This is a genomic window from Pseudogulbenkiania sp. AW2-16 (genome assembly GCF_056824575.1).
This window is the reverse complement of the sequence record NZ_CP157668.1, coordinates 620,499-645,911: the sequence shown is the minus strand read 5'-3', so window position 1 is coordinate 645,911 and position 25,413 is coordinate 620,499. Positions and strand designations below refer to the sequence as shown.

General features: G+C 64.0%; 19 protein-coding genes, 2 tRNA genes and 3 rRNA genes. 19 read left to right on the top strand and 5 right to left on the bottom strand.

Annotation, left to right across the window (positions count from 1 at the left end; genetic code table 11):
- The first annotated feature begins 8 nt into the window (after positions 1 to 8).
- From ABKF58_RS03090 to ABKF58_RS03065, 6 genes are all read left to right on the top strand, one after another.
- The gene (locus tag ABKF58_RS03090; RefSeq protein ID WP_482583339.1) at positions 9 to 1,067 is read left to right on the top strand and encodes an acyltransferase family protein; all 1,059 of its coding nucleotides are present in this window, start codon (positions 9 to 11) and stop codon (positions 1,065 to 1,067) included.
- A 170-nt stretch (positions 1,068 to 1,237) separates the two neighbouring features.
- Positions 1,238 to 1,882: an alanyl-tRNA editing protein gene (locus tag ABKF58_RS03085; RefSeq protein WP_482583338.1), complete on the top strand. Its 645-nt coding sequence runs from the start codon at positions 1,238 to 1,240 to the stop codon at positions 1,880 to 1,882.
- Between the two features lie 80 nt (positions 1,883 to 1,962).
- Positions 1,963 to 3,126: a DegT/DnrJ/EryC1/StrS family aminotransferase gene (locus ABKF58_RS03080; RefSeq protein ID WP_482583337.1), complete on the top strand. Its 1,164-nt coding sequence runs from the start codon at positions 1,963 to 1,965 to the stop codon at positions 3,124 to 3,126.
- Positions 3,123 to 3,761 carry a sugar transferase gene (locus tag ABKF58_RS03075; RefSeq protein ID WP_482583336.1) on the top strand — a complete coding sequence of 213 codons (639 nt, stop codon included), beginning with the start codon at positions 3,123 to 3,125 and terminating at the stop codon, positions 3,759 to 3,761. The genes ABKF58_RS03080 and ABKF58_RS03075 overlap by 4 nt, the downstream gene beginning before the upstream one ends.
- 2 nt (positions 3,762 to 3,763) lie before the next feature.
- Positions 3,764 to 5,668: a polysaccharide biosynthesis protein gene (locus ABKF58_RS03070; RefSeq protein WP_482583335.1), complete on the top strand. Its 1,905-nt coding sequence runs from the start codon at positions 3,764 to 3,766 to the stop codon at positions 5,666 to 5,668.
- Between the two features lie 40 nt (positions 5,669 to 5,708).
- The gene (locus ABKF58_RS03065) at positions 5,709 to 6,317 is read left to right on the top strand and encodes a DUF1294 domain-containing protein (protein WP_482583334.1); all 609 of its coding nucleotides are present in this window, start codon (positions 5,709 to 5,711) and stop codon (positions 6,315 to 6,317) included.
- 230 nt (positions 6,318 to 6,547) lie between these two features.
- Here ABKF58_RS03065 and ABKF58_RS03060 read toward each other — a convergent pair whose 3' ends face one another.
- Positions 6,548 to 7,759: a GGDEF domain-containing protein gene (locus tag ABKF58_RS03060; protein ID WP_482583333.1), complete on the bottom strand. Its 1,212-nt coding sequence runs from the start codon at positions 7,757 to 7,759 to the stop codon at positions 6,548 to 6,550.
- 240 nt (positions 7,760 to 7,999) lie between these two features.
- Here ABKF58_RS03060 and ABKF58_RS03055 point away from each other — a divergent pair, with 240 nt between their 5' ends.
- Positions 8,000 to 9,052: an NADP(H)-dependent aldo-keto reductase gene (locus ABKF58_RS03055; protein ID WP_482583332.1), complete on the top strand. Its 1,053-nt coding sequence runs from the start codon at positions 8,000 to 8,002 to the stop codon at positions 9,050 to 9,052.
- A 64-nt stretch (positions 9,053 to 9,116) separates the two neighbouring features.
- On the opposite strand, the gene ABKF58_RS03050 is transcribed toward ABKF58_RS03055, so the two are convergent.
- Positions 9,117 to 9,485, bottom strand: coding sequence for a YggL family protein (locus ABKF58_RS03050; RefSeq protein WP_008955722.1), 369 nt, complete (start codon positions 9,483 to 9,485; stop codon positions 9,117 to 9,119).
- A gap of 151 nt (positions 9,486 to 9,636) precedes the next feature.
- Positions 9,637 to 11,112 carry a 4-hydroxy-3-polyprenylbenzoate decarboxylase gene (ubiD, locus tag ABKF58_RS03045; RefSeq protein WP_482583331.1) on the bottom strand — a complete coding sequence of 492 codons (1,476 nt, stop codon included), beginning with the start codon at positions 11,110 to 11,112 and terminating at the stop codon, positions 9,637 to 9,639.
- Positions 11,113 to 11,261: 149 nt separating this feature from the next.
- On the opposite strand from ubiD, the gene ABKF58_RS03040 reads away from it, so the two are divergent.
- The 3 genes from ABKF58_RS03040 (at position 11,262) to ABKF58_RS03030 (ending at position 14,237) form a co-directional block, all read left to right on the top strand.
- Positions 11,262 to 11,861, top strand: coding sequence for an OmpW/AlkL family protein (locus ABKF58_RS03040; protein WP_482583330.1), 600 nt, complete (start codon positions 11,262 to 11,264; stop codon positions 11,859 to 11,861).
- A gap of 89 nt (positions 11,862 to 11,950) precedes the next feature.
- Positions 11,951 to 13,006 carry a PLP-dependent cysteine synthase family protein gene (locus tag ABKF58_RS03035; RefSeq protein WP_008955725.1) on the top strand — a complete coding sequence of 352 codons (1,056 nt, stop codon included), beginning with the start codon at positions 11,951 to 11,953 and terminating at the stop codon, positions 13,004 to 13,006.
- Positions 13,007 to 13,127: 121 nt separating this feature from the next.
- On the top strand, positions 13,128 to 14,237 hold the full coding sequence (locus ABKF58_RS03030) for a VanZ family protein (protein ID WP_482583329.1): 1,110 nt from the start codon (positions 13,128 to 13,130) through the stop codon (positions 14,235 to 14,237).
- Here ABKF58_RS03030 and ABKF58_RS03025 read toward each other — a convergent pair.
- The gene (locus ABKF58_RS03025) at positions 14,214 to 14,846 is read right to left on the bottom strand and encodes a pyrimidine 5'-nucleotidase (protein WP_482583328.1); all 633 of its coding nucleotides are present in this window, start codon (positions 14,844 to 14,846) and stop codon (positions 14,214 to 14,216) included. The genes ABKF58_RS03030 and ABKF58_RS03025 overlap by 24 nt on opposite strands.
- A gap of 409 nt (positions 14,847 to 15,255) precedes the next feature.
- Here ABKF58_RS03025 and ABKF58_RS03020 point away from each other — a divergent pair.
- The 5 genes from ABKF58_RS03020 (at position 15,256) to rrf (ending at position 20,474) form a co-directional block, all read left to right on the top strand.
- Positions 15,256 to 16,791, top strand: a 16S ribosomal RNA gene (locus ABKF58_RS03020).
- 92 nt (positions 16,792 to 16,883) lie between these two features.
- Positions 16,884 to 16,960 (top strand) — tRNA-Ile (locus tag ABKF58_RS03015).
- An 11-nt stretch (positions 16,961 to 16,971) separates the two neighbouring features.
- Positions 16,972 to 17,047: transfer RNA gene (locus tag ABKF58_RS03010), tRNA-Ala, on the top strand.
- A gap of 304 nt (positions 17,048 to 17,351) precedes the next feature.
- Positions 17,352 to 20,242, top strand: a 23S ribosomal RNA gene (locus ABKF58_RS03005).
- Between the two features lie 118 nt (positions 20,243 to 20,360).
- Positions 20,361 to 20,474, top strand: a 5S ribosomal RNA gene (gene rrf / locus ABKF58_RS03000).
- The 16S, 23S and 5S rRNA genes sit together here with 2 tRNA genes alongside, the layout of an rRNA operon.
- A 119-nt stretch (positions 20,475 to 20,593) precedes the next feature.
- Here the strand turns inward: rrf and pdxR are convergent.
- The gene (gene pdxR, locus ABKF58_RS02995) at positions 20,594 to 22,066 is read right to left on the bottom strand and encodes a MocR-like pyridoxine biosynthesis transcription factor PdxR (protein ID WP_482583327.1); all 1,473 of its coding nucleotides are present in this window, start codon (positions 22,064 to 22,066) and stop codon (positions 20,594 to 20,596) included.
- A gap of 94 nt (positions 22,067 to 22,160) precedes the next feature.
- On the opposite strand from pdxR, the gene ABKF58_RS02990 reads away from it, so the two are divergent.
- The 4 genes from ABKF58_RS02990 to ABKF58_RS02975 all read left to right on the top strand — a co-directional run bounded on the left by ABKF58_RS02990 (position 22,161) and on the right by ABKF58_RS02975 (position 25,382).
- A complete protein-coding gene (locus tag ABKF58_RS02990; protein ID WP_482583326.1) occupies positions 22,161 to 22,568 on the top strand; it encodes a rhodanese-like domain-containing protein in 408 nt (135 codons plus the stop codon).
- A gap of 47 nt (positions 22,569 to 22,615) precedes the next feature.
- Positions 22,616 to 23,212 (top strand): GNAT family N-acetyltransferase, encoded by a 597-nt coding sequence (locus ABKF58_RS02985; protein ID WP_482583325.1) that lies wholly within the window; start codon positions 22,616 to 22,618, stop codon positions 23,210 to 23,212.
- 1 nt (position 23,213) lies between these two features.
- A complete protein-coding gene (locus ABKF58_RS02980; protein ID WP_482583324.1) occupies positions 23,214 to 23,852 on the top strand; it encodes an FMN-binding negative transcriptional regulator in 639 nt (212 codons plus the stop codon).
- Between the two features lie 90 nt (positions 23,853 to 23,942).
- On the top strand, positions 23,943 to 25,382 hold the full coding sequence (locus ABKF58_RS02975) for a hypothetical protein (RefSeq protein ID WP_482583323.1): 1,440 nt from the start codon (positions 23,943 to 23,945) through the stop codon (positions 25,380 to 25,382).
- The last annotated feature ends 31 nt before the right edge of the window (positions 25,383 to 25,413 follow it).

Sequence of the window (25,413 nt, the reverse complement as noted above, 5' to 3'; positions counted from 1 at the left end):
GGCCCGCCATGAGCCAGCCGCACGTCCGCTTCGACTTCGCCGACGCCCTGCGCGGCCTGGCGATGCTCGCCGTGGTGCTGTTCCATTACACCCAGATTTTCTGGTTCAGCCGCGAGCGCGTCGGCCAGATCCTCGATCTCGCGCCGCTCGCCGGCTACCCCGGCGCCTCGCTGGCGCTGCCGGTCAACCTGGGCGCGGTCGGCGTCGGGCTGTTTTTGCTGCTCTCGGGGCTGCTGATCCCGTTGTCGCTGGGCCGGCAGGGCGCGGCGCGCTTCGCCGTGACGCGGCTCACGCGCATCTACCCGACCTACTGGGCCGGCCTCGCCGTCACCGTGCTGGCGCTGTGGCTGGCGAGCCGGCTGGGCGACGCCCCGTTCGCGGTGAGCGGGCGCGACGTGCTGGGGCACGCCAGCATCGCCTTCCAGGACATGCTGGGCGGGCGCAACATCGACCCGGTGATGTGGACGCTGAAGGTCGAGTTGTGGTTCTACGCGCTGCTGGGCAGTGCGTTCGCGCTGACGCGCCGCCGCCTGAAGGGGGCGATCTGGCTGCTGCTGCCGATCCTGGCCTTGCTGTGCCGCGGACCGGCATGGGGGACGGCGTGGCACGCCGCGCAGTATTATCTGGCTCCGGTGGTGTGCTACTTTCCGCTGATGTTCGCCGGCAGCTGGTGCTATTTCTGGCTGACCGGCCAGGCCTCGCGGCGTGAAACGGCCATCATGGCGACGCTGATGCTGGCGCTGTTCGTCTGGTTCACCGGCTGGCACTCGCTGGCGCTCTACCTGAGCTACGCTGTCGGCATCGTCCTGTTCGCGCTCGGCGTGCTGCGCCCGGCGTGGTGGCGGAACCGGCTACTGGCGCGCGTCGGTGCGGTCAGCTACGCCTGGTACGTGTGCCACTCCATCGCCGGCTACGTGACGATGACCGCGCTGGCGCGGCTGGGCCTGCCGTGGTGGCTGCTGGTGCTGGCGGCGCTCTGCGTCACCTGGTGGCTGGCGGTGGCGATCAACCGCTGGGTCGAGCTGCCGACGCAGCGCTGGGGCAAGCGGCTGGCGGAACGCTGGTAACGGGAGTCGGGTAGATGAGTAGGATGGGGGCAGCGCAGCGCAACCCATCACCTCGGCGATACAACGGGAATGACGGGGTGCGGCGGGAACGTCTTCACCCATGCTACGGGCTACGCCAGGCATGGTTTGGCGCGGCAGCGACCAGGATCAGGGCCGGGAAGGAGGCGACGATGACTGACAAGGTGTTCTGGCGGGAGCCCTACCGCACGGCGCTGATCACCCGCGTCGCGCGCGTCGACGGGCTCGACGTGGTGCTCGAGGCGACGCTGTACTTCGCCGAATCGGGCGGGCAGGAGAGCGACACCGGCACCATCGGCGGCTACCGCGTGCTGGCGGCGCGCTGGCAGGGGCGGGACCTGGTCTACACCCTGCCGCCGGGGCACGTGCTGGAGGAGGGCGACACGGTGACGGTCGAGATCGACTGGCCGCGCCGCTACGCCCTGATGCGGCTGCACTTCGCCGCCGAGATCGTGCTGGAACTGGTGACGCAACGTCTGCCCGCCATCGGCAAGATCGGCGCGCACATCGGCGAAGACAAGGCGCGCATCGACTTCACCTGGCACGAGCCGCTGACGCCGCTGCTGCCCGAGCTGATGCGCGAGGCGCAGGCCGTGATCGACGCCGACGCCCCCATCGTCAGCGCCTTCTCCGACGAGGCGGCCGAGCGCCGCTACTGGGAAGTCGCCGGCTTCGGCCGCGTGCCGTGCGGCGGCACGCATCTTAAGTGCACCGGCGAGGTCGGAGTGTTGCGCCTCAAGCGCAAGAACGTCGGCAGCGGCAAGGAACGCATCGAGATTTACGCGGCACCGCGCTGACGACACCGACGCAAGACAAGACATGACAGCGGCGGCCTCCGCGAGGCGTGGGCCGCCGCAGAGCAACAAGGCTAGAGATTATGAGCGAACAGAAATTCCTCCCCTTCGCCCTGCCCGACATCGGCGAAGAAGAAATCAACGAAGTGGTCGACGCGCTGCGGTCCGGCTGGGTCACCACCGGTCCCAAGACCAAGCAGTTCGAGGCCGACTTCGCGCACTTCCTCGGCGGCGGCGTCGAGGCGATCGCGGTCAATTCCGCCACCGCCGGCCTGCATCTGGCGCTGGAGGCGGTCGGCATCGGCCCCGGCGACGAGGTGATCGTGCCGAGCTACACCTTCACCGCCACCGCCGAAGTGGTGCGCTACCTCGGCGCGCATCCGGTGGTGGTCGACGTCGATCCGGTCACCCTCAACATCAGCCCGGCGGCGATCCGCGCCGCGCTCACCGCCAAGACCCGCGCGATCATGCCGGTGCACTTCGCCGGTCTCGCCTGCAACATGGACGCCATCCTCGCCATCGCGCGCGAGCACGGCCTCAAGGTAATCGAGGACGCCGCGCACGCCCTTCCTACCACCTATAAGGGGCAGCTGATCGGCACGCTGGGCTCCGACGCCACGGTGTTCAGCTTCTACGCCAACAAGACCATGACCACCGGCGAGGGCGGCATGGTGGTGTCGAAGGACAAGGACCTGATCGCGCGCTGCAAGGTGATGCGCCTGCACGGCATCAGCCGCGACGCCTTCGACCGCTACGTGTCCAAGACCCCGGCCTGGTTCTACGAGGTGGTCGCGCCGGGCTTCAAGTACAACATGCCGGACATCGCCGCCGCGATGGGCCTGCACCAGTTGAAGAAGATCGGCCGCTTCCATCAGCAGCGCGAGGCGATGGCGGCGCGCTACGACCGTGAGCTGGCCGGTCTGCCGCTGATCCTGCCGGCGCGCCCGGCGCTGGCCACCGACCAGCACGCCTGGCACCTCTACCCGGTGCGCCTGAAGCCTGAGGCCGGTGTCAGCCGCGACGATTTCATCGTGCGCATGGCGGAGAAGGGCATCGGCTGCTCGGTGCACTTCATCCCGCTGCACCGCCACCCGGTATGGCGCGACGACTACCAGCTCAAGAACGCCGACTTCCCGGTGGCCGACGCCGCCTTCGAGGCCGAGGTGACGCTGCCGCTCTATACCCGGATGAGCGAGGCCGACCAGACGCGCGTGATCGCGGCGGTCAGAGAGATTCTCGGCGCATGAGCGGGTCCGTCTTGCCGGCCTCCGGCCGCCCCGGCTCGATGGGCGCCAAGCGGCTGTTCGACCTGATCGCTGCCGGCGCCGGCCTGGCCTTGCTGGCGCCGCTGCTGCTGGCGATCGCGCTGTGGATCAAGCTCGATTCGAGGGGGCCGGTGTTCTTCCGCCAGGAGCGGGTGGGGCGCTTCGGCCAACCTTTCCGCATCCACAAGTTCCGCACCATGCGCGTCGACGCCGAGCGCCACGGCCAGCTCACGGTGGGGAGCGATGCGCGCGTCACCGGCGCCGGGCGCTTCCTGCGCAAGTCCAAGCTCGACGAGCTGCCGCAGCTGATCGACGTGCTGCTGGGCGACATGAGCCTGGTCGGCCCGCGCCCCGAGGTGCCGCGCTACGTGGCGCACTATCCGGCGGCGGTGAAGGCGCTGGTGCTGTCGGTGCGCCCCGGCATCACCGACTGGGCGTCGATCCGCATGATCGACGAGAACGACATCCTCGGCGCCGCGGCCGATCCGGAACGCGCCTACCTCGACGAGGTGCTGCCGCAGAAGCTCGATTATTACGTACGCTACGCGCAAAGCCACACTCTGGCCGGCGACGTGTGCATCATCCTCGCCACCCTGAAGAAGATCGTCCTGCGCTGACCATGATCGACAAGCTGCTTTCCTTCTCGCGCCATCACAAGATGGCGCTCCTGATGCTGATGGACGCGCTGCTGCTGCCGCTGGCGCTCTACAGCGCGGTGGTGCTGCGCTTGGGCGGGGTGTGGGACCCCAAGCTCACCCCCTACCTGTGGATCTTCGTGGTGCCGCCGTTGTGGGTGATCCCGATTTTCATCAAGCTGGGGCTCTATCGCGCGGTACTGAAATACCTCGACGACAAGATCGTCTACACCGTGTGCTACGGCGTCAGCCTGGCGGTGCTGGTGCTGGCGGCGGTGATCGTGATGGCGCGCATCGGGCCGTTCCCGCGCTCGTCCATCGTCATCTTCTGGGTGTTCGCCATGGCCTACATCGGCGGCAGCCGCTTCCTGCTGCGCGGCCTGGTGCGGCGCATCGACGCCGTGGACAGCCCACGCGAGCACGTCATCATCTACGGCGCCGGGCGCGCCGGCATCCAGCTGATGCTGGCGCTGCAGGCCGGGCGCGAGTACCGGCCGATGGCCTTTGTCGATGACAACCCGGCGCTGTGGCGCCACACCTTCCGCGGCCTCGCGGTGCACGCCCCGGCCGAGCTGCCGGCGCTCCTGGCCGACACCGAGGCCAAGGCCATCCTGCTGGCTTTGCCGTCGGTGAGTCGCGCGCGCCAGCGCGAGATCCTGGAGAAGCTGGAGTCGCTGCACGTGCCGATCAAGCGCCTGCCCGGCATGGCCGAGCTGGTGTCGGGCGAGGTGCGGGTGGAGGAACTGAAGCGGGTCGACATCGAGGACCTGCTCGGGCGCGACCCGGTGCCGCCGCGCCCGGAACTGCTGGCGCGCAACATCGAGGGGCGCGTGGTGATGGTCACCGGCGCCGGCGGCTCGATCGGCTCCGAGCTGTGCCGCCAGATCGTGCGCCAGCGCCCGGCGCGCCTGATCCTGTTCGAGCTGTCGGAGTTCGCGCTGTACGCCATCGACCAGGAGCTCAAGGCCCTGGCACCGCAGCTGGAATGCCTGCCGCTGCTGGGCTCGGTCACCGACTACGAGCGGCTGTTCCGCGTCATCGACGGCTTCGGGGTGCAGACGGTGTTCCACGCCGCCGCCTACAAGCACGTGCCGCTGGTCGAGCACAACCCCTTGGCCGGCATCCGCAACAACGCCTTCGGCACCGACGTCTGCGCCCAGGCGGCCGAGGACGGCGGGGTCGATACCTTCGTGCTGATCTCGACCGACAAGGCGGTGCGCCCGACCAACGTCATGGGCGCGACCAAGCGCCTGGCCGAGCTGTGCCTGCAGACGCGCCACGCGCGCGGCAGCCGCACGCGCTTCGTCATGGTGCGCTTCGGCAACGTGCTGGGCAGCTCGGGCTCGGTGGTGCCGCTGTTCAAGAAGCAGATCGCCGCCGGCGGCCCGGTCACCGTCACCCACCCCGAGATCACGCGCTACTTCATGACCATCCCCGAGGCGGCGCAGCTGGTGATCCAGGCCGGCGCCATGGGCGAGGGCGGCGACGTGTTCGTGCTCGACATGGGCGAGCCGGTCAAGATCGCCGAGCTGGCGCGGCGCATGGTCCACCTCTCCGGGCTCACGGTGAAGGACGAGAGCCGCCCGGACGGCGACATCGAAATCCGCTTCAGCGGGCTGCGCCCCGGCGAAAAGCTGTACGAGGAGTTGCTGATTGGCGACAACGTGCTGCCGACCGACCACCCGCGCATCCTGCGCGCGCAGGAATACCACCTCGACGAGGACGTGCTGACCGGTCTGCTGCAGCGCCTGCGCGACGCCTGCCTGCACCACGACGCCGACGCCGCCTTCCTCTTGCTGCAGCAGGCGGTGCACGAGTTCCAGGCCGCCGAGCGCACGCGCGACTGGCTGGCGGAACAGGCTGCCAGCGGCGTGGGGCCGGCGCGCTGACGGCGGACGGCAGATTCGGTTCGACAGACAGGGGGCAGGGGTGCGTTTTCAAGGCAGGCTCACGCGCTGGGACGACGCGCGCGGCTTCGGCTTCATCACCCCCAACGGCGGCGGCGCTGAGGTGTTCGTGCACATCGGCGCTTTCGGCACGGTGCCGCGCCGTCCCGCCGCCCATGACCTGGTCAGCTACCGCCAGGACTACGACGAGCGTCGCCGGCCACGCGCCGTGGAGGCGAAGCTGGTCGGCGTGACGCCTCGCCAGCAAGGGCAGGGGGCCGGCGGACTCGGGCTGGTCTGCACGGTGGCGGGCGTGTTCTTCCTCGGGCTGTGGCTGGCGCTTCTGGCCGGCCGGCTGCCGCCCTGGCTGGTGCTGGGCTACGCCGGCCTGAGCCTGGCCAGCTTCGTGCTGTACTGGCACGACAAGACGTCGGCGCAACGCGGCCAGTGGCGCACCCCGGAACGTCAGTTGCACCTGCTGGCCCTGCTCGGCGGCTGGCCCGGCGCGCTGGTCGCCCAGCGTGCCTTCCGCCACAAGTCCAGCAAGGCATCGTTCCGTCGCGTCTACTGGCTCACGGTCGGGCTCAACCTCGCCGGCCTGGGCTGGCTGCTGCTGAAGGGGCCGGCACTGGGGGCGTTGTCGCCGGGCTGAGTGGCGCTCGGCAAACCCTGCCGGCGGCGCTCCGCTCGCGTGCGAATCTTTCGATCCGCCCCGCACACACGTGCCGTCCGGCGGGTACTGTACGCGGCAGCGCCCCTTGTCGGAACCGTTGTGCTGGGTTGCGTTAGCGCCGCTAGCGGCGTTCACGGATGAAAAAGGTTGGCCGAAGCCGCTGTTGACGGGCTTCGGCCAACCTTTTGCCGTGGGGACTCCGCCGCGGCTTACACCGGCTGCGTCCGCAGCTCCGGCACGTCGACTGGTGCCGCGGCGGCCCGCGCCCCGTCATCCGCCGCGACGACGCGGTCGCGGCCCTGCTGCTTGGCGCGGTACATGCGGGCGTCGGCGATCTCCACCAGTTGCTGCCAGCTTGCCGCCTGGTCCGTCTGGCTCTCGGCCAGCCCGATGCTGGCGGTCAGCGGCGAGCCATCCGGACGCTGCCCGAGACCGTGCCGGCGCAGTCGCGCCAGCGCCTGTTGCGCCTGCTGGCGGTCGGTTTCCGGCATCAGCAGCAGGAATTCCTCGCCGCCCCAGCGCGTCAGGATGTCGCCGTGGCGCAGCGTGTCGTCGATGGCCTGCGTCAGGCTCTGCAAGGCGCGGTCGCCGGCTTCGTGGCCGTGGCGGTCGTTGATGCTCTTGAAGTGATCGAGGTCGATGAAGGCCACCGACAGCGGACGGCGCGCACGTTGCGCCAGGGTGAACTGCAGGTCGAGCATTTCCTCGGCGCTGCGGCGCGAGAAGCAGCCGGTCAGGGTGTCGCGCACCGCCTGGTTGACCAGCGCGATCATGAAGGCGAGCTGGCTCATCGACGCCAGCGTCGCCACGGCGCTGATCAGCGTCAGCAGCCAGAACGCGCCGCTGAACGAGGGCCAGTCGATCACCTGCCATTGCAGCAGCCAGGCCAGCCCGTCCGCGATCAGGATCGGCGAGGCGAAGGTGGCGCTTTCCAGCAGCGTCAGCGGAAAGATGGCGAAGCCCGCCAGCAGCACGAACGGCAGGAAGGCGTAGCCGGTGCCGATCGCCGCCGACAGCCCCTGCAGGTGGTAACGCGTCAGCAGCAGGTGCGAGGCGATGTAGAACAGGGTCGGAATGGCAAACAGCGTTGCCATGGCGCGGTAGGCGTGGCGCAGGGTACCGTCGCTGTGGTGGCCGAAGACCAGCCAGGCGAAGGCGACGGTGGCCATCAGGCGCATCCCGGCCAACTTGGCCGCCAGCTCCATCGGCAGCGCCACCACGTCGACCGCGATCCACAGCGGGGTAAGCAGGGCGAACAGCATGGCGAACAGGCGCGCCCGGTTGATGATGATCACGGCGCGGCGCTGCGCCATCAACGGCATGTGCTGCTGCGGGCTGATCAGCCATTCCGTTTCGTGCACGGTCAGTTCGCCGGGGAGCAGTCCCAGCAGGCGTTGCCACAAGGAGAGGGTGAGCTTCATCGTTGGGCACTCCGGGTGGTAAGCCGATCATTCTAGAGTGCCGTATCCGGAATGCTATTTGTCATAGATCAAGCCGGTGGCGATGCCTGCCCGGAACCGGCTGTCGGCGTGGCGTTTTGGCATCAGTCCGGCCGGCCGGTCGGCGCGCATGGCCAAGACGCCGACCGGCCGCGGTGTGCGTCGCCCGCCGCGCGTCGCATAATCGGGCCATCTCCCTCCCGACAGCGAAGGATTCACGCGATGGAATACCGCCCACTCGGCCGCAGCGGCCTCCAGGTCAGCCTCATCGGTCTCGGCACCATGACCTGGGGCGAGCAGAACAGCGAAGCCGACGCCCACGCCCAGCTCGACCTGGCGCTGGAGCACGGCATCAACCTGATCGACGCCGCCGAAATGTACCCGGTGCCGCCCAAGCCCGAGACGCAGGGACTGACCGAGCGCTACATCGGCAGCTGGCTCGCCAAGGGCGGGCGCCGCGACCGCGTGCTGCTCGCCACCAAGATCGCCGGCCCGGCGCTGCAGCCGCACAACCCGCGCCACATCCGCGGCGACGCCAACCACTTCGACCGCGCCAACCTTATCGCCGCGCTCGACGGCAGTCTCAAGCGCCTGCAGACCGACTACATCGATCTCTACCAGCTGCACTGGCCGGACCGGCATACCAACACCTTCGGCCGCCTGGGCTACCCCTGGCTCGACGGGCCGGACGGCGCGGTCGCCCCGGAAGAGACGCTGGCGGTGCTGGCCGATCTGGTGCGGGCCGGCAAGATCCGCCATCTCGGCCTCTCCAACGAAACGCCGTGGGGCGTGGCGCGCTTCCAGCAGGCCGCCGAGCGCCTCGGCCTGCCGCACATGGTCAGCATCCAGAACCCCTACAACCTGCTCAACCGCAGCTACGAGATCGGCCTGGCCGAATTCTCGCATCGCGACGGCATCAGCCTGCTGCCGTACTCGCCGCTCGCCTTCGGTGTCCTCTCCGGCAAATACCTCGACCAGGCCCGCCCGGCCAACGCCCGGCTCACGCTGTTCGACCGCTTCACGCGCTACACCCGGCCGCAGGCGCTGGCGGCGACAGCAGACTACGTGACGCTGGCGCGCCGGCACGGCTTGTCGCCGGCGCAGATGGCGCTGGCCTTCGTCAATTCGCGCCCCTTCGTCGCCAGCAACCTGATCGGTGCCACCACGCTGGCACAGCTGGAAGAGAACATCGCCAGCGCGTCGCTACGGCTCGACGACGAGGTGCTGGCCGGCATCGAGGCGATCCACGAGCGCTACCCCAACCCGGCGCCGTGAGCCGCGGACGTAGAAAAAGCAAAAGCCCGCTGATGCGGGCTTTTGTGCTTGGAGCGGGGCAGGCTCAGGCGGCGTGCCACAGGTCGATCAGCTCGCTCGCTTCCAGCGCCTTCACTTCGCTGCGGGCCTTGAGCCAGCCGGCCAGCTCGCCGCGCAGTTCCTCGCCGATCTTCACCGCGCCCACCGGGAACACCACCCCTTCCAGGTTGCAGCGGCCGTCGAAGTGGCCGCCGAAGCTCACGCCGGCCTCGTCCACGCGCGTCAGCCAGGCGTCGAGCAGGGCATCCTGACCTTCGCTGCTGAGATCGTCGGCCAGGGTGGCCACCAGGTGGAAGCCCAGTTCTTGGTAGTTGCCCACGCGCATCTTCTTGCACTGGCGGTTGTTGAGGCGCTTCAGGCGCTGGGCGGAATTCGGGTTGCGTACATCGCTCATGTCTAGACTCCTAGTATGGGGAAAACCGGGCATGGTAACAGATATAGAGTGCAGGGCTTAGCGGCTGTTCCGGTCGGCTCTCCTGCCGGGGCTGCCGGCAGCGCCGGGGCCGGAGGCGCAGACCGTCCCTCCGCCTCCCCGCCGCGCCCGCTTACAGCCCCAGCTCGTCCCACAGCTTATCGACGCGCTGTTTCACCGCTGCGTCCATCACGATCGGCGTGCCCCACTCGCGCTGCGTTTCGCCTGGCATCTTGTTGGTGGCATCGAGCCCCATCTTGCCGCCCAGGCCGGAGATCGGGCTGGCGAAGTCGAGGTAGTCGATCGGCGTGTTCTCGATCAGCACCGTGTCGCGCACCGGGTCCATGCGCGTGGTGATGGCCCAGATCACCTCGCGCCAGTCGCGAGTGTTGACGTCGTCGTCCACCACCACGATGAACTTGGTGTACATGAACTGGCGCAGGAAGCTCCAGCAGCCCATCATCACGCGCTTGGCGTGGCCGGGGTACTGCTTCTTGATCGACACCACCGCCATGCGGTACGAGCACCCTTCCGGCGGCAGGTAGAAATCGACGATCTCGGGAAACTGCTTCTGCAGGATCGGCACGAACACCTCGTTCAGCGCCACGCCCAGCACCGCCGGCTCGTCCGGCGGTTTGCCGGTGTAGGTGCTGTGGTAGATCGGGTTCTCGCGCATGGTGATGCGCTCGATGGTGAATACAGGAAAGCGGTCCTGCTCGTTGTAATAACCGGTATGGTCGCCGTACGGCCCTTCCAGCGCGGTATCGTCCGGATAGATGTGGCCTTCCAGCACGATCTCGGCGCTGGCCGGCACCTGCAGGTCGGAACCGATGCATTTCACCAGCTCGGTGCGGCTGCCGCGCAACAGGCCGGCAAACTGGTATTCGGACAGCGTGTCCGGCACCGGCGTCACCGCGCCCAGGATGGTGGCCGGGTCGCAACCCAGCACCACCGCCACCGGGTAGGGCTGGCCCGGGTTGGCGGCGCGGAATTCGCGGTAGTCCAGCGCGCCGCCGCGGTGTGCCAGCCAGCGCATGATCACGCGGTTCCTGCCGATCACCTGCTGGCGGTAGATGCCGAGGTTCTGGCGTTTCTTGTTGGGGCCGCGCGTTACCGTCAGCCCCCAGGTAATCAAGGGCGCCACGTCGCCCGGCCAGCAATGCTGGATCGGCAGGCGTCCCAGGTCGACCTCGGCGCCTTCCCAGACGATCTGCTGGCACGGCGCCTTCTTCACTTCCTTCGGCGCCATGTTGAGGACCTGCTTCAACAGCGGCAGCTTGTCCCAGGCATCCTTGAAGCCCTTGGGCGGTTCCGGCTCCTTGAGGTAAGCCAGCGTCTTGCCGATCTCGCGCAATTCGCCGATGTCCTCCGCCCCCATGCCCATTGCCACCCGGCGCGGGGTGCCGAACAGGTTGGCCAGTACCGGGTAGTCGAAGCCGTGGCCGTCGCGTACCGGCTGTTCGAACAGCAGCGCCGGGCCGCCGGCCTTCAGCACCCGGTCGCCGATCTCGGTCATCTCCAGATGGGTCGAGACCGGCACGCGGACGCGCTTGAGTTCCCCCTCGCGTTCCAGTTGGGCAATAAAATCGCGCAAATCGACATATTTCATGACGTGACCATGATCTAGCTCAAAAAACCATAATTAGAGTGTGGTTAATCTTACCTCCGAAGACGTCGCACGCTACTGCCGGTAGGCGGCAAAGTCAACGGTAGCAGATCGGGCGATCAGCAATCCACCAACCATCTTTGGAGAAAACCATGAAAAAACTTGCTATTGCCGTGATCGCCGGGCTGGTATCCGCCAGTGCCTTTGCTGCCCAAGGGGACATCCTGGCGCGTTTCCGCGTCATCAACATCGACCCGGACGTGAAGACCAGTGGTGTGGTGGCGGATGTGCACGCCGACGTCGACAAGCAGACCGTGCCGGAACTCGACTTCACCTACATGATCACCAACAACATCGGTGCCGAACTGATCCTGGCCACCGCGCGTCATGAAGTGACCTCCGATCTGGGCTCGCTGGGCAAGATCAACCACCTGCCGCCGACCCTGACGCTGCAGTACCACTTCAACCCGGAAGGCCAGATCCGCCCCTACGTCGGCGCCGGCATCAACTACACCCGCTTCTACAATAACGATCTGCATCTGCCGGACGGCACCAAGGTCAACGTTGACAAGAACAGCTGGGGTGGCGCCCTGCAGGTCGGCACCGACATCGCCGTCAACAAGGACTGGTTCGTCAACCTGGACGTGAAGAAGATCTACATCAAGACCGATGTCAGCGCCGCGGGTGCCGATCTGGGCACCCTGAAGATCAACCCGTGGGTGTTCGGTCTCGGCGTCGGCACCAAGTTCTGATCGCCAGACGGCAAGGCGCACCGCGTGGTGCGCCTTTTTTGTTGTGGCAACGGTAAAATAACCATTTTATGCCGTTGCGGAATTCCTCCATGTCCAACTGGGTTGCCCAAGCTGTCCGCCAGATCGAGGCGGACTTCCATCGTTCCAGCGATACCCATCTGATTCCGCTGGCCATTCCGGCTCTGCCGCAGATCCAGCTGTATTTCAAGGACGAGTCCACGCATCCCAGCGGCAGCCTGAAGCATCGCCTGGCCCGCTCGCTGTTCCTGTACGGGCTGTGCAACGGCTGGATTCGCCAGGGCACGCCGATCATCGAGGCCTCGAGCGGCAGCACGGCGGTCTCCGAAGCCTACTTTGCCCGTCTGCTCGGCCTGCCGTTCATCGCCGTCATGCCCAAGGGCACCTCGGCCGAGAAGGTCAAGGCGATCGAATTCTACGGCGGACGCTGTCATCTGGTGGACGATCCGGCCACCATTTACGACGAATCGCGCCGCCTGGCCCATGAGCTTGACGGCCATTACATGGACCAGTTCACCTACGCCGAGCGCGCCACCGACTGGCGCAGCAACAACAATATCGCCGAAACCATCTTCCAGCAGATGGCGCTGGAACCCCATCCTGTCCCGACATGGATCGTCTGCGGCGCCGGTACCGGCGGTACCTCGGCCACCTTCGGCCGTTACGTGCGCTATCAGAAGCTGGCTACCCAGCTGTGCGTGGTCGATCCGGAAAATTCGGTGTTCTACGACAGTTATCAGAGCGGCAACCGTGATTGCCGCTGCGAGGGCGGTTCCGGCGTCGAGGGCATCGGCCGCCCGCGCGTCGAGCCATCGTTCATCCCGACGGTGATCGACCGCATGATCCGCGTGCCCAACGTCGCCAGCTACGCCGCCATCCATTTCCTGCAGGAAGTCCTCGGCCGCCGCTGCGGCGGTTCCACCGGGACCAATTTCTTCGGCGTGTGCGAGCTGGTGACACAGATGGTGGCAGAAGGGCGCAGCGGCTCGGTGGTGACGCTGATCTGCGACGACGGCAACCGCTACCTCAACAGTTATTACGACAACGCATGGCTCGCCGCGGGCGGTTTCGACATCGCGCCGTGGCTGACGCGCTATCGGCGCTTCTTCGAGACGGGGCGCTGGTGAGGATTGGGCGTAAAGAGCAGATGGAGGGCAAGGTTGGCCGAAGTCCGGCTGGCCGCAGGCAAATGACGAGCGATAATGACGTTATGCATGAACAGACTCGGTTGAGCGAACGGGGCGTCTCATGTTGACACCCATACGCCATGGCGTACCGCAGCGGGCCCATATCGCCCGCTATCTGGCCCTGCTGCTGTTCGTCGTGATCGTGTTCGCCAGCTTGTACCCGTTCACAGGCTGGAGCTACAGCGGCCGCCCCCTGCTTGAGTTCCTGTTTTATCCGTTGCCGTACTACTTCCGCCTGTTCGACAACCTCGCCAACCTGGTGGTCTACATTCCCTACGGGTTTGGACTGGCGCTATCGTTCCGACCCCGCTGGCTGGGCTGGGTTACGGCGCTGCTGTTGTCGGGGCTGACCAGCTTCACGATGGAATTCATCCAGCAGTTCCTGCCGGAGCGCGTCGCCTCCAATCTGGACATGCTCTACAACGTCGCGGGTGCCTTCATTGGCGCCACGCTGGCGGTCAGCCCGCTGTTTCGCCACGCCTGGCACCATGTCTGGCGCTGGCGCCAGCGCTATTTCGTCGCCAGTGAACCCGCCGACTACGCGCTGGCCTTGATGGCGCTCTGGTTCCTCACCCAGCTCAATCCCTCCATCCCGCTGTTCGGCGTCGTGGTCATGCCGCTGGGCCTGCCGCAGCCCTTCATCTCGCCGCTCGACAACCCGTCACTGTTCCTTTTCCTGCTCGAAGCCGGCGGAGCCATGCTGCACCTGACCGCCACACTGCTGTTCGTCACCAGCTTCCTGAGCAAGCGGCGCTATATCGCCCGCAGCGTCACCACCGTCGTCGTGCTGGCCGTCTTCCTCAAGATGCTGGCTGCCGGGATGCTGCTCAAGCCGTTCGCTTTCTTTGAATGGATCAACAGCAACGTGCTGGCAGGCCTGGGGGCCGGGTTCCTGCTGGTGTGGCTGCTCACCCGCTTCGGTCGGGGGGTACAGCTGGTCGTGGCGCTGCTGGCGCTGCTGGCGACGCAAGTGATCTCCGCTCTTTGGCCGCTGTCCGCCAACGAACTCGACATGCTCACGCTGTTTCGCTGGGGCTACGGCCACCTTGCCAATATGAACGCGCTGGTGGAGTTCCTGTCGCGTCTCTGGCCGCTGGCGGCGGCACTCTGCCTGATCGGCGCCCTCTGGAACGTGCGACACATGCCGTCACTGCAGGCCAAGCCGAAGTAACTCCCCCAACTGGCGGATGTGCACATCGACATAGGATGGCCGACGCGCGCTAGGGCTGATCCACACCGTGCGCATCCCCAGGCGCTTGGCCGCCTTCAGATTGGCCAGCGAATCTTCCACCATGATGCATCGGGCCGGGTCCAGGCCTTCGCGCTGCAGCACGGTACGGAACGACCGAGGATGTGGCTTGGGCTGCAGATCCAGCCGCTCCACGCCATAGACGCTGGCGAAGTGCCGCCTGATCCGCATCCTCCTCAGAACACCCTCTACATAATGCTGTGGTCCGTTGGACAGCAAGATCTTGCGGCCGGGCAAGCGGCGTAGCAGTGCTGCCGTCTGTGCCTGCCAGACCAGCAACGTTTCCAGTTCGCTCATGGGGTGGGTGTCGCGCAGAAAGGTCTGCGGCGCGATGCCATGATGTTGCTCCAGGCCTTTCAGCGTCGCACCGTATTGTCGCCAGTAGCGTTGTCGCAGCTCCGTCGCGCTGTCTTCACTCATGCCCAGGTGGCGCATGATGAATTCGGTCATGCAACGATTGATATGTGGAAACACCGCTGCCGAGGCGTGGTGCAAGGTGTCGTCCAGATCAAAAATCCAGGTGGGCTTCAAGGTGTTATTCCGTCTCGGTGCAGATTCTGACTAGGAATTATGGACTGATTCGCCGCTTTATCGGGTCATCGGCATCGGTTCCGCAGACCGAATCACCCAGTTATGAGAGGCGCTTCGGGTGAGGGGCGAAAATTCTTACGCCTGAAATGCTCTTTGAAAACAGGTTATTGTGATCATTTTGCCCGGTTTCTGTCACTTTTCTGCAAAAAGGCGTTGACGGGGTGGGGGTCGGGGCGTATAGTTCGCCTCCTCAGCTGACGCAGCGACGGAAACGACGCAGTTGGCACCGCTCTTTAACAAACAGAATAACCGATAGGTGTGAGTGCTCGGCAAAGCCGACACTTGCACTGCAAGACAGGAAATACCTGATATTTCTTTGATCTTGCGTGCCAAAAATTGCTATGAGATTGAACTGAAGAGTTTGATCCTGGCTCAGATTGAACGCTGGCGGCATGCTTTACACATGCAAGTCGAACGGTAACAGGGGCTTCGGCCCGCTGACGAGTGGCGAACGGGTGAGTAATGCGTCGGAACGCACCGAGTAATGGGGGATAACGCAGCGAAAGCTGTGCTAATACCGCATACGCTCCGAGGAGGAAAGCAGGGGATCGTAAGACCTTGCGTTATTCGAGCGGCCGACGTCTGATTAGCTAGTTGGTGGGGTAAAGGCTCACCAAGGCGACGATCAGTAGCGGGTCTGAGAGGATGATCCGCCACACTGGGACTGAGACACGGCCCAGACTCCTACGGGAGGCAGCAGTGGGGAATTTTGGACAATGGGCGCAAGCCTGATCCAGCCATGCCGCGTGTCTGAAGAAGGCCTTCGGGTTGTAAAGGACTTTTGTCCGGGAGCAAATGCCGGTGGCTAATATCCACTGGAGCTGAGAGTACCGGAAGAATAAGCACCGGCTAACTACGTGCCAGCAGCCGCGGTAATACGTAGGGTGCAAGCGTTAATCGGAATTACTGGGCGTAAAGCGTGCGCAGGCGGTTGTGTAAGTCTGATGTGAAAGCCCCGGGCTCAACCTGGGAACGGCATTGGAGACTGCACAGCTAGAGTGCGTCAGAGGGGGGTAGAATTCCACGTGTAGCAGTGAAATGCGTAGAGATGTGGAGGAATACCGATGGCGAAGGCAGCCCCCTGGGATGACACTGACGCTCATGCACGAAAGCGTGGGGAGCAAACAGGATTAGATACCCTGGTAGTCCACGCCCTAAACGATGTCAATTAGCTGTTGGGGGTTTGAATCCTTGGTAGCGTAGCTAACGCGTGAAATTGACCGCCTGGGGAGTACGGCCGCAAGGTTAAAACTCAAAGGAATTGACGGGGACCCGCACAAGCGGTGGATGATGTGGATTAATTCGATGCAACGCGAAAAACCTTACCTGCTCTTGACATGTCCGGAACCTCGCAGAGACGCGAGGGTGCCCGAAAGGGAGCCGGAACACAGGTGCTGCATGGCTGTCGTCAGCTCGTGTCGTGAGATGTTGGGTTAAGTCCCGCAACGAGCGCAACCCTTGTCATTAGTTGCCATCATTTAGTTGGGCACTCTAATGAGACTGCCGGTGACAAACCGGAGGAAGGTGGGGATGACGTCAAGTCCTCATGGCCCTTATGAGCAGGGCTTCACACGTCATACAATGGTCGGTACAGAGGGTCGCCAAGCCGCGAGGTGGAGCCAATCTCATAAAACCGATCGTAGTCCGGATCGCACTCTGCAACTCGAGTGCGTGAAGTCGGAATCGCTAGTAATCGCAGATCAGCATGCTGCGGTGAATACGTTCCCGGGTCTTGTACACACCGCCCGTCACACCATGGGAGTGGGGGATACCAGAAGTGGCTAGGATAACCTTCGGGAGTCCGGTTACCACGGTATGCTTCATGACTGGGGTGAAGTCGTAACAAGGTAGCCGTAGGGGAACCTGCGGCTGGATCACCTCCTTTCTAGAGAAGGGCCGAGTCGAGTACTCACAGCCTATCGGTTATTCGCGTTAAGGGCATAGTTGGTCTGCGAAAGCGGATCGACGAAGGCAACTGGGTTTGTAGCTCAGCTGGTTAGAGCACCGTCTTGATAAGGCGGGGGTCGTTGGTTCGAGTCCAACCAGACCCACCATTTGACCTGTTGGGGGATTAGCTCAGTTGGGAGAGCACCTGCTTTGCAAGCAGGGGGTCGTCGGTTCGATCCCGTCATCCTCCACCACTCGACAGTGCAAACAAAAACGAACTCGATGAGTTTGGTTCTGTTTGCGTTGTTCGCGTGCCGCGCAAGCGGCTCAGCAAAAACGCCCGATCTTTAACAAACTGAAGAAGCCGAATTAACAAGACGGCGAGAAATGAGATGAAGTTAACTCTTCATCGAGTGACTTGCTGACTTTGGGTAATTTGATTGTATCTGTGCCATGTCGCCATATCAAAAGGGGCGGTGTGGTACGTCGCACAAACATTCACTGTCGTGGACGTGCTTGAGAGAACCGCAAGGGACTCCCAGGTCACTGAAATGATAGGGTCAAGCGACTAAGTGCATCTGGTGGATGCCTTGGCGATCACAGGCGATGAAGGACGTGTAAGCCTGCGAAAAGCTTCGGGGAGCTGGCAATAGAGCGATGATCCGGAGATATCCGAATGGGGAAACCCACCTAGCAATAGGTACTCCTTGCTGAACACATAGGCAAGGTAGAGCGAACGCGGAGAACTGAAACATCTAAGTACCCGCAGGAATAGAAATCAACCGAGATTCCGTCAGTAGTGGCGAGCGAACGCGGAACAGCCTGTACGTGTTATGGATTGTGTTAGTGGAAGGCCCTGGAAATGGCCGCCATAGTGGGTGATAGCCCCGTACACGAAAACGCATTCCAAGGACTAGGCGTACGAGAAGTAGGGCGGGACACGCGAAATCCTGTCTGAAGATGGGGGGACCATCCTCCAAGGCTAAATACTCGTGATCGACCGATAGTGAACCAGTACCGTGAGGGAAAGGCGAAAAGAACCCCGGGAGGGGAGTGAAATAGAACCTGAAACCGGATGCATACAAACAGTGGGAGCCTCGCAAGGGGTGACTGCGTACCTTTTGTATAATGGGTCAGCGACTTACGTTCAGTAGCGAGCTTAACCGAATAGGGGAGGCGTAGGGAAACCGAGTCCGAATAGGGCGCTTTAGTTGCTGGGCGTAGACCCGAAACCGAGTGATCTATCCATGGCCAGGATGAAGGTGCGGTAACACGCACTGGAGGTCCGAACCCACTAGTGTTGCAAAACTAGGGGATGAGCTGTGGATAGGGGTGAAAGGCTAAACAAACTCGGAGATAGCTGGTTCTCCCCGAAAACTATTTAGGTAGTGCCTCATGTATCACTTCCGGGGGTAAAGCACTGTTATGGCTAGGGGGTCATTGCGATTTACCAAACCATGGCAAACTCTGAATACCGGAAAGTGCGAGCATGGGAGACAGACGGTGGGTGCTAACGTCCATCGTCAAGAGGGAAACAACCCAGACCGCCGGCTAAGGTCCCAAATGATCAGTTAAGTGGTAAACGAAGTGGGAAGGCCTAGACAGCCAGGATGTTGGCTTAGAAGCAGCCATCATTTAAAGAAAGCGTAATAGCTCACTGGTCGAGTCGTCCTGCGCGGAAGATGTAACGGGGCTCAAACTGATAACCGAAGCCGCGGATTTGCACGTAGGTGCAGATGGTAGGGGAGCGTTCTGTAGGTCTGTGAAGGTGTGTCGTAAGGCATGCTGGAGATATCAGAAGTGCGAATGCTGACATGAGTAGCGATAAAGCGGGTGAAAAGCCCGCTCGCCGAAAGCCCAAGGTTTCCTACGCAACGTTCATCGGCGTAGGGTGAGTCGGCCCCTAAGGCGAGGCTGAAAAGCGTAGTCGATGGGAAACGGGTCAATATTCCCGTACTTTCGTATAGTGCGATGTGGGGACGGAGAAGGTTAGGTCAGCCAGGTGTTGGATGCCCTGGTTCAAGCCGGTAGGTGGAAGGAGTAGGCAAATCCGCTCCTTTGTTAACACCGAGACGTGATAACGAGGTTCTACGGAACCGAAGTGACTGATACCACGCTTCCAGGAAAAGCCACTAAGCTTCAGCTATACGAGAACCGTACCGCAAACCGACACAGGTGGGCAGGATGAAAATTCTAAGGCGCTTGAGAGAACTCAGGAGAAGGAACTCGGCAAATTGATACCGTAACTTCGGGAGAAGGTATGCCTCTTAAGGTGTAGGACCTCGCGTTCGAAGCCTCGAGAGGTCGCAGAGAATCGGTGGCTGCGACTGTTTATCAAAAACACAGCACTGTGCCAACACGAAAGTGGACGTATACGGTGTGACGCCTGCCCGGTGCCGGAAGGTTAAGTGATGGGGTGCAAGCTCTTGATCGAAGCCCCGGTAAACGGCGGCCGTAACTATAACGGTCCTAAGGTAGCGAAATTCCTTGTCGGGTAAGTTCCGACCCGCACGAATGGCGTAACGATGGCCACACTGTCTCCTCCTGAGACTCAGCGAAGTTGAAATGTTTGTGAAGATGCAATCTCCCCGCTGCTAGACGGAAAGACCCCGTGAACCTTTACTGTAGCTTTGCATTGGACTTTGAACAGACTTGTGTAGGATAGGTGGGAGGCTATGAAACCAGGACGCTAGTTCTGGTGGAGCCGTCCTTGAAATACCACCCTGGTGTGTTTGAGGTTCTAACCTTGGTCCGTGATCCGGATCGGGGACAGTGCATGGTAGGCAGTTTGACTGGGGCGGTCTCCTCCCAAAGTGTAACGGAGGAGTTCGAAGGTCACCTAGGTACGGTCGGAAATCGTGCTGATAGTGCAATGGCATAAGGTGGCTTAACTGCGAGACCGACAAGTCGAGCAGGTGCGAAAGCAGGACATAGTGATCCGGTGGTTCTGAATGGAAGGGCCATCGCTCAACGGATAAAAGGTACTCCGGGGATAACAGGCTGATTCCGCCCAAGAGTTCACATCGACGGCGGAGTTTGGCACCTCGATGTCGGCTCATCACATCCTGGGGCTGTAGCCGGTCCCAAGGGTATGGCTGTTCGCCATTTAAAGTGGTACGTGAGCTGGGTTCAAAACGTCGTGAGACAGTTTGGTCCCTATCTGCAGTGGGCGTTGGAAGTTTGACGGGGGCTGCTCCTAGTACGAGAGGACCGGAGTGGACGAACCTCTGGTGTACCGGTTGTCACGCCAGTGGCATTGCCGGGTAGCTAAGTTCGGAAGAGATAACCGCTGAAAGCATCTAAGCGGGAAACTCGCCTGAAGATGAGACTTCCCTGAGGGCTTGACCCTCCTGAAGAGTCGTTCGAGACCAGGACGTTGATAGGTCGGGTGTGGAAGCGCTGTGAGGCGTGAAGCTAACCGATACTAATTGCTCGTGAGGCTTGATCCTATCATTTGAGTGGCTTGGGCCACGCGGTGAATAGAGTGTGCGACGTACAATCGATTACCCAATTCGAAATGGAAGCTGAGAGGCTTCCAGGCTTCTTCCAGTTTGTTGACAGTTTATGTCTGGCGGCCTTAGCGAGGTGGTCCCACCCCTTCCCATCCCGAACAGGACCGTGAAACGCCTTAGCGCCGATGATAGTGCGGCATTGCCGTGTGAAAGTAGGACACCGCCAGACTCCCCTTACAAAAGCCCAGCTCATCCGAGCTGGGCTTTTTGCTTTGCACCGGCGGAATGCGTCCTCCACCGCGTGCACCTTCCCCCGCCTCTCCGCAGACGGCAAGAAAAAAGGCCGGATCACCGGCCTTGGTGCTGCATTTCCTGTTCGAACAATTCCGCCATCCGTCGTGCTGCACGGCACAACTCGGCTTCCGGCACCCCGGCGTATCCCAGTACCAGTCCCCGCCGTGTGGCCGGTCCCCAGAAATGCCGGGCGAGCGGACGCAGCCATAGTCTTTCGCGCGCGGCGACGGCGCTCAGCTGCTGCTCGTTCACCGTATCCGGCAGGCTGGCGACCAGGTGCATGCCGGCCTCGCCGGGGGAGAGCGGCAGCTGTTCACCCAGGCGCTGGTGCAGTGTTTCGCGCAGCAGTGTCTGGCGGATCTGGTAGAGCTCGCGCATGCGCCGGATGTGGCGCGCAAAGTGGCCTTCGGCGATGAAGTCGGCCAGTGCCGCCTGTATGGCGTAATGTCCTTCTCGGTATAAGCGGGCGTAGCTGGCGCGGAACGGATCGATCAGGGCTTCCGGCAGAACTAGATATCCCAGGCGCAGGCCGGGATACATGACCTTGCTGAAGGTGCCAAGATAGATTACGGCACCACCGTTGGCCAGCCCCTGCAGTGAGGCGAGCGGCTGCGAGTGGTAGCGGAATTCGCTGTCGTAGTCGTCCTCGACGATCCAGCTGCGGTGGGCTTCGGCCAACTTCAGTAACTCCAGGCGCCGTCCCAGCGTCATCACCACGCCACTGGGGTATTGGTGCGACGGGGTGGCATAGATCAGCCGTGGAGCGCGCGCGGGAGGGGCCAGGGCCGGGTTCAATCCTTCTGCGTCGACCGGAACCGGCACGATGTCGAGGCCGGCGGCGGTCATCGCCGCCTGCGCCCCGGCGTAACCGGGCTCTTCCAGCCAGACCGTGTCACCCGGATCGGCCAGCAGGCGGGCGCACAGTTCCAATGCCTGCTGGGCGCCCTGAGTGATCACGATCTGTTCCGGACGGCACAGTACCGAGCGTGACTGGCGCAGGTAATCGCACAGCACCTCGCGCAGCGCCGGCAGCCCGCCATCGTGGCAGTAGCCGAGCCAGTCGAGGCAGGGCTGCTTGTTGTGGCGCGACAACAGACGTTGCCATTGCTGCTGGGGGAAGGCGTCCAGTGCCGGGACGCCCGGTGCGAAGGCGCCGAGCACGCCTTGCGGCAGATTGCTGTGGCGACTCAGTTGCTCGCCGCGCTGGCTGAGGCCGGGCAGGCGGGCTTCTGCCGCGGGTGACGGTGAGTCGCGCCCGGTGAAGACATCCGAGATGTAGGTGCCCGAGCCGTGCCGGCTCTCCAGGTAGCCTTCGGCCTGCAGCTGGTCGTAGGCCGCGAGCACGGTGTTGCGCCCCAGTCGCAGCTCGCGTGCCAGCTGGCGCGAGGCCGGCAGGGTGCTGCCGCCCGATAGGCGTCCCTGGCGGATCCAGTCGCGCAGCTGATGATAGAGCTGGCGGTGCAGCGCTGCGCTGCCCTCGCGTTGGAGGACTTGCTGCAGGGCGTCGACGATCCAATCGCTGCTCAAGGTGGTTCCTTCATCGATAACAAAGTGGTTCTTTTGACGGGATGACTTTGCCTGTAGCCTGACTCCATGTCCACTCTGGGAAGAGGAGTCCGAGATGCTGATGGATCCGTGTGCGTTTTATGCGGCCAAGCTGGCCTACGAGATCGATTCGGCCGATGTCTACGCCATGCTGGAGCGTGGCGAACCGCTGTTGCTGATCGACGCCCGCTCGGCCGATGCCTATGCCCGCGAGACCCTGCCCGGTGCGCTCAGCCGGCCGCATCGGCTGATGACGGCGGAGAGCACCGCGGGTCTGCCGCGCGACCGCCTGCTGGTGACGTTCTGCGACGGCATCGGCTGCAACGCGTCGACCAAGGGGGCGCTGAAGCTGGCGGAGCTGGGGTTCCCGGTGCGCGAACTGATCGGCGGTGTCGATTGGTGGAAGCGCGACGGCTATGCGACCGTGACCGGCGAGCTGACCCGGCAAGCCGGGCCGAGCGGTCCGGCGGCCTGCTCATGCTGAGGGTGGAGCCATGAAGCGCTTTGATACGTGGTTGAAGGGAGCATGCAATGAGGTTCTGTGAGCCGATCACCTTGAATGGACGGTACGCCCGGCTGGAGCCGCTGACGCTGGAGCACCATGATGGTCTGGCGGCAGCGGTCCGCGACGGGGAGTTGTGGCGTTTGTGGTATACCGCGATCCCGACCCCGGACGGCATGCGCGCCGAGATCGAGCGCCGTCTGACGCTGTGGGAGCAGGGCAGCATGCTGCCGTTCGCGGTACGCCGACTCGACAGCGGCGAGCTGTGCGGCATGACCACCTTCATGAATGTCGAACAGGAACGGCGGCGCGTCGAGATCGGTTCGACCTGGTACGCGCAGAGCGCGCAGCGCACGGCGATCAATACCGAGTGCAAGTTGATGCTGCTCGCGCATGCCTTCGATGCGCTGGGCTGCATCGCGGTGGAGTTTCGTACCAGCTGGATGAACCAGGCGTCGCGTGCGGCGATCGCCCGGCTCGGGGCCAAGCAGGATGGCATCCTGCGCAATCACCAGCTGCTGGGCGACGGCGTTTACCGCGACACCGTGGTGTTCTCGATCATCGACCAGGAGTGGCCGGCGGTGCGGCAGCACCTGCGTTTCAAGCTGGATAGCCGGGAGGCGTGAGATGTACCTGCCCAAACATTTCGAGGCCCCGAGCACGGAGGCCATGCACGAGCTGATGCGCATGGCTCCGTTGGCCACGCTGGTTGCGTCGACGGCGGCGGGGCTCGAGGCTAACCACATCCCGCTGCTGTGGTCGCCCGATCCGGCCCCGTCGGGCTGCCTGCGCGGCCATGTCGCGCGCGCCAACCCCTTGTGGCGCAACGTCACGGGGGAGTGCGAGGCACTGGTGGTCTTCCACGGCCCCGACGCCTATGTGTCGCCGGGCTGGTATCCGAGCAAGCGCACGGACGGCAAGGCGGTGCCGACCTGGAACTACGTCGCGGTGCACGCCTACGGTCGGCTGCGCGTGATCGACGACCGGGACTGGCTGCGCGAAAAGCTGACGCTGCTGACGGCCGAGCACGAAGCCGGCATGGCGTCGCCCTGGCAGTTGAGCGATGCCCCGGCCGACTACATCGACAAGCTGTTGGCGGCGGTGGTCGGCATCGAGATCGTCGTCAGTCGGCTGGAAGGCAAATGGAAGGCGAGCCAGAACCAAGCCGCGGCCAACCGGGCGGGCGTGGCCGCCGGGCTGGCGGCGAGCGGCGACGCCGGAGCGGCACGGATGGCGGCGCTGGTGGTGGCGGGAACGGCGCGCTGAGCGAGCGGGCTGGAGAGGTCGATAGGTTTCACCGCTGGCTCGGCTCGGAGTAAAATACAACGTTTATTCCGCTGATCGATGTAGAGACCGATGAAACCCCATCCCCGCAATGCCCGCATCAAGGGCGAGCCGCAGCCGCCCAGCCGTTTCATTTTCGGCGACGCCGTGGACGAGGCCGGACTGGAGCCATGGGAGTACGTGGTCCACACCGGATCGCCCGCCTTCGTCTGCCGCCTGGTCGGCAACGACGTGACGCCGTTCGCCGGCCGCGACAGCACCGAGTTCGCCAGTGCCGTGCTGTTCGACGACGAGGAGCAGCTGACCCATTACGTCTGCAACAGCGGCTTCAGGCTGTTCGATTTTTCCTTCCGCGACGAGGTGCCCAGCGCCGCCCGCCTGCAGTCCATCTGCGACGAGGCGATGACGGTCTATCAGCGCCTGCAGCAGGTCTACAACGAGCGCGACATGGGGCCGAAGGCGCGCGAGATGCGGGTCGGGCCGAGCGAGCCGCTGCCGCCGGCCGAGCGCGCGCGCGCGATCCGTTCGCTGGCCGAAACCGCCCAGGCCGCGGTGGTCGACCCGGTGCGCCGGGTGCAGCTCTCCGCCGACGTGCAGATGGCGTTGGCGGGCGGCGACCAGGCCGTGTTCACTGAGGCCCAGCTGGCGTTGCAGGGCGAGGTGCCGGCGCGCCAGCTGCTGGTCGATACCGCGCGCGACTGCATCGCCTTCCCGGAGGTGGTGCGCCAGGACGGCAGCAGCGTGTCGTTCGAACTGTGGGCGCTGCCGCTGGCGTTTTCGCGCGCGCAGGGCGGGGTGTGGTGGCACTTCCCGCTGCTGGAGCGCATCGAGGGGGTGTTGGCGGATGCGCTGGACGTGCCGTCGCAGGCCATCCTGTGGGTGTCGCCGACCCTCTTCACGCTCGACATGCTCAACGAGCGCTCCTGCCAGAACCTGGTGCACCTGGCGCCGGTGATGGACAGCGGCTGCGATTTCGCCCCGGTCGAGCCGGAGCCGGCGCGCGCCACCTTCGAGGCTGCGCGCAAGACCCAGCAGCCGCAGCTGGTACTGGCGTGGATTCCGTTCATCGTCGAGCGCGGCGTGCTGACCGTGGAGCGCGTGCGTCAGCTCGGCCGCAAGGCGCTGGAGCTGACCATGCCGGTGGTGCAACAGGCCATCGCCAGCGAGATGGAGTACGGCGAGGCCGAGCTGTTCACGCCGTTGCCATGGTGGGAGGCGCTGTCCGCCGGGGTGCAGGCCTGGAACCGCAAGCGCCTGGGCATGACGGTGGCGTTGGTGGCGGCGGGCCATGGCGGTCTGCAGGAGCTGGAAGCCGTGGCGGAGTATCAGCCCGAGCTGCAGGGCTACGATGTCGGCCTCAAGCTGAAAGGCAGCGAGGAGGTCCTGGCCCATACGCCGTGGATGCTGGTGCCGGATGTGGCGCCGGACCGCGAGCTGTCGTTCCACGACCTGGCCTCCTGCCTCAAGGAAGCAGGGATTCCGCTGTCGGAGCGGGTGGCGCGGCTGCACTGAGACCGGGCGTTGCCGCCAAGGTTGGCCGAAG

Coding starts and splice junctions, on each gene's coding strand:
- ABKF58_RS03075 (WP_482583336.1), top strand. CDS start 3,123: ATGAGCGGGTCCGTCTTGCCGGCCTCCGGCCGCCCCGGCTCGATGGGC.
- ABKF58_RS03040 (WP_482583330.1), top strand. CDS start 11,262: ATGAAAAAACTTGCTATTGCCGTGATCGCCGGGCTGGTATCCGCCAGT.
- ABKF58_RS03085 (WP_482583338.1), top strand. CDS start 1,238: ATGACTGACAAGGTGTTCTGGCGGGAGCCCTACCGCACGGCGCTGATC.
- ABKF58_RS03050 (WP_008955722.1), bottom strand. CDS start 9,485: ATGAGCGATGTACGCAACCCGAATTCCGCCCAGCGCCTGAAGCGCCTC.
- ABKF58_RS02990 (WP_482583326.1), top strand. CDS start 22,161: ATGCTGATGGATCCGTGTGCGTTTTATGCGGCCAAGCTGGCCTACGAG.
- ABKF58_RS03080 (WP_482583337.1), top strand. CDS start 1,963: ATGAGCGAACAGAAATTCCTCCCCTTCGCCCTGCCCGACATCGGCGAA.
- ABKF58_RS02975 (WP_482583323.1), top strand. CDS start 23,943: ATGAAACCCCATCCCCGCAATGCCCGCATCAAGGGCGAGCCGCAGCCG.
- ABKF58_RS03035 (WP_008955725.1), top strand. CDS start 11,951: ATGTCCAACTGGGTTGCCCAAGCTGTCCGCCAGATCGAGGCGGACTTC.
- ABKF58_RS03070 (WP_482583335.1), top strand. CDS start 3,764: ATGATCGACAAGCTGCTTTCCTTCTCGCGCCATCACAAGATGGCGCTC.
- ABKF58_RS03060 (WP_482583333.1), bottom strand. CDS start 7,759: ATGAAGCTCACCCTCTCCTTGTGGCAACGCCTGCTGGGACTGCTCCCC.
- ABKF58_RS02980 (WP_482583324.1), top strand. CDS start 23,214: ATGTACCTGCCCAAACATTTCGAGGCCCCGAGCACGGAGGCCATGCAC.
- ABKF58_RS03090 (WP_482583339.1), top strand. CDS start 9: ATGAGCCAGCCGCACGTCCGCTTCGACTTCGCCGACGCCCTGCGCGGC.
- ubiD (WP_482583331.1), bottom strand. CDS start 11,112: ATGAAATATGTCGATTTGCGCGATTTTATTGCCCAACTGGAACGCGAG.
- ABKF58_RS02985 (WP_482583325.1), top strand. CDS start 22,616: ATGAGGTTCTGTGAGCCGATCACCTTGAATGGACGGTACGCCCGGCTG.
- ABKF58_RS03030 (WP_482583329.1), top strand. CDS start 13,128: ATGTTGACACCCATACGCCATGGCGTACCGCAGCGGGCCCATATCGCC.
- ABKF58_RS03055 (WP_482583332.1), top strand. CDS start 8,000: ATGGAATACCGCCCACTCGGCCGCAGCGGCCTCCAGGTCAGCCTCATC.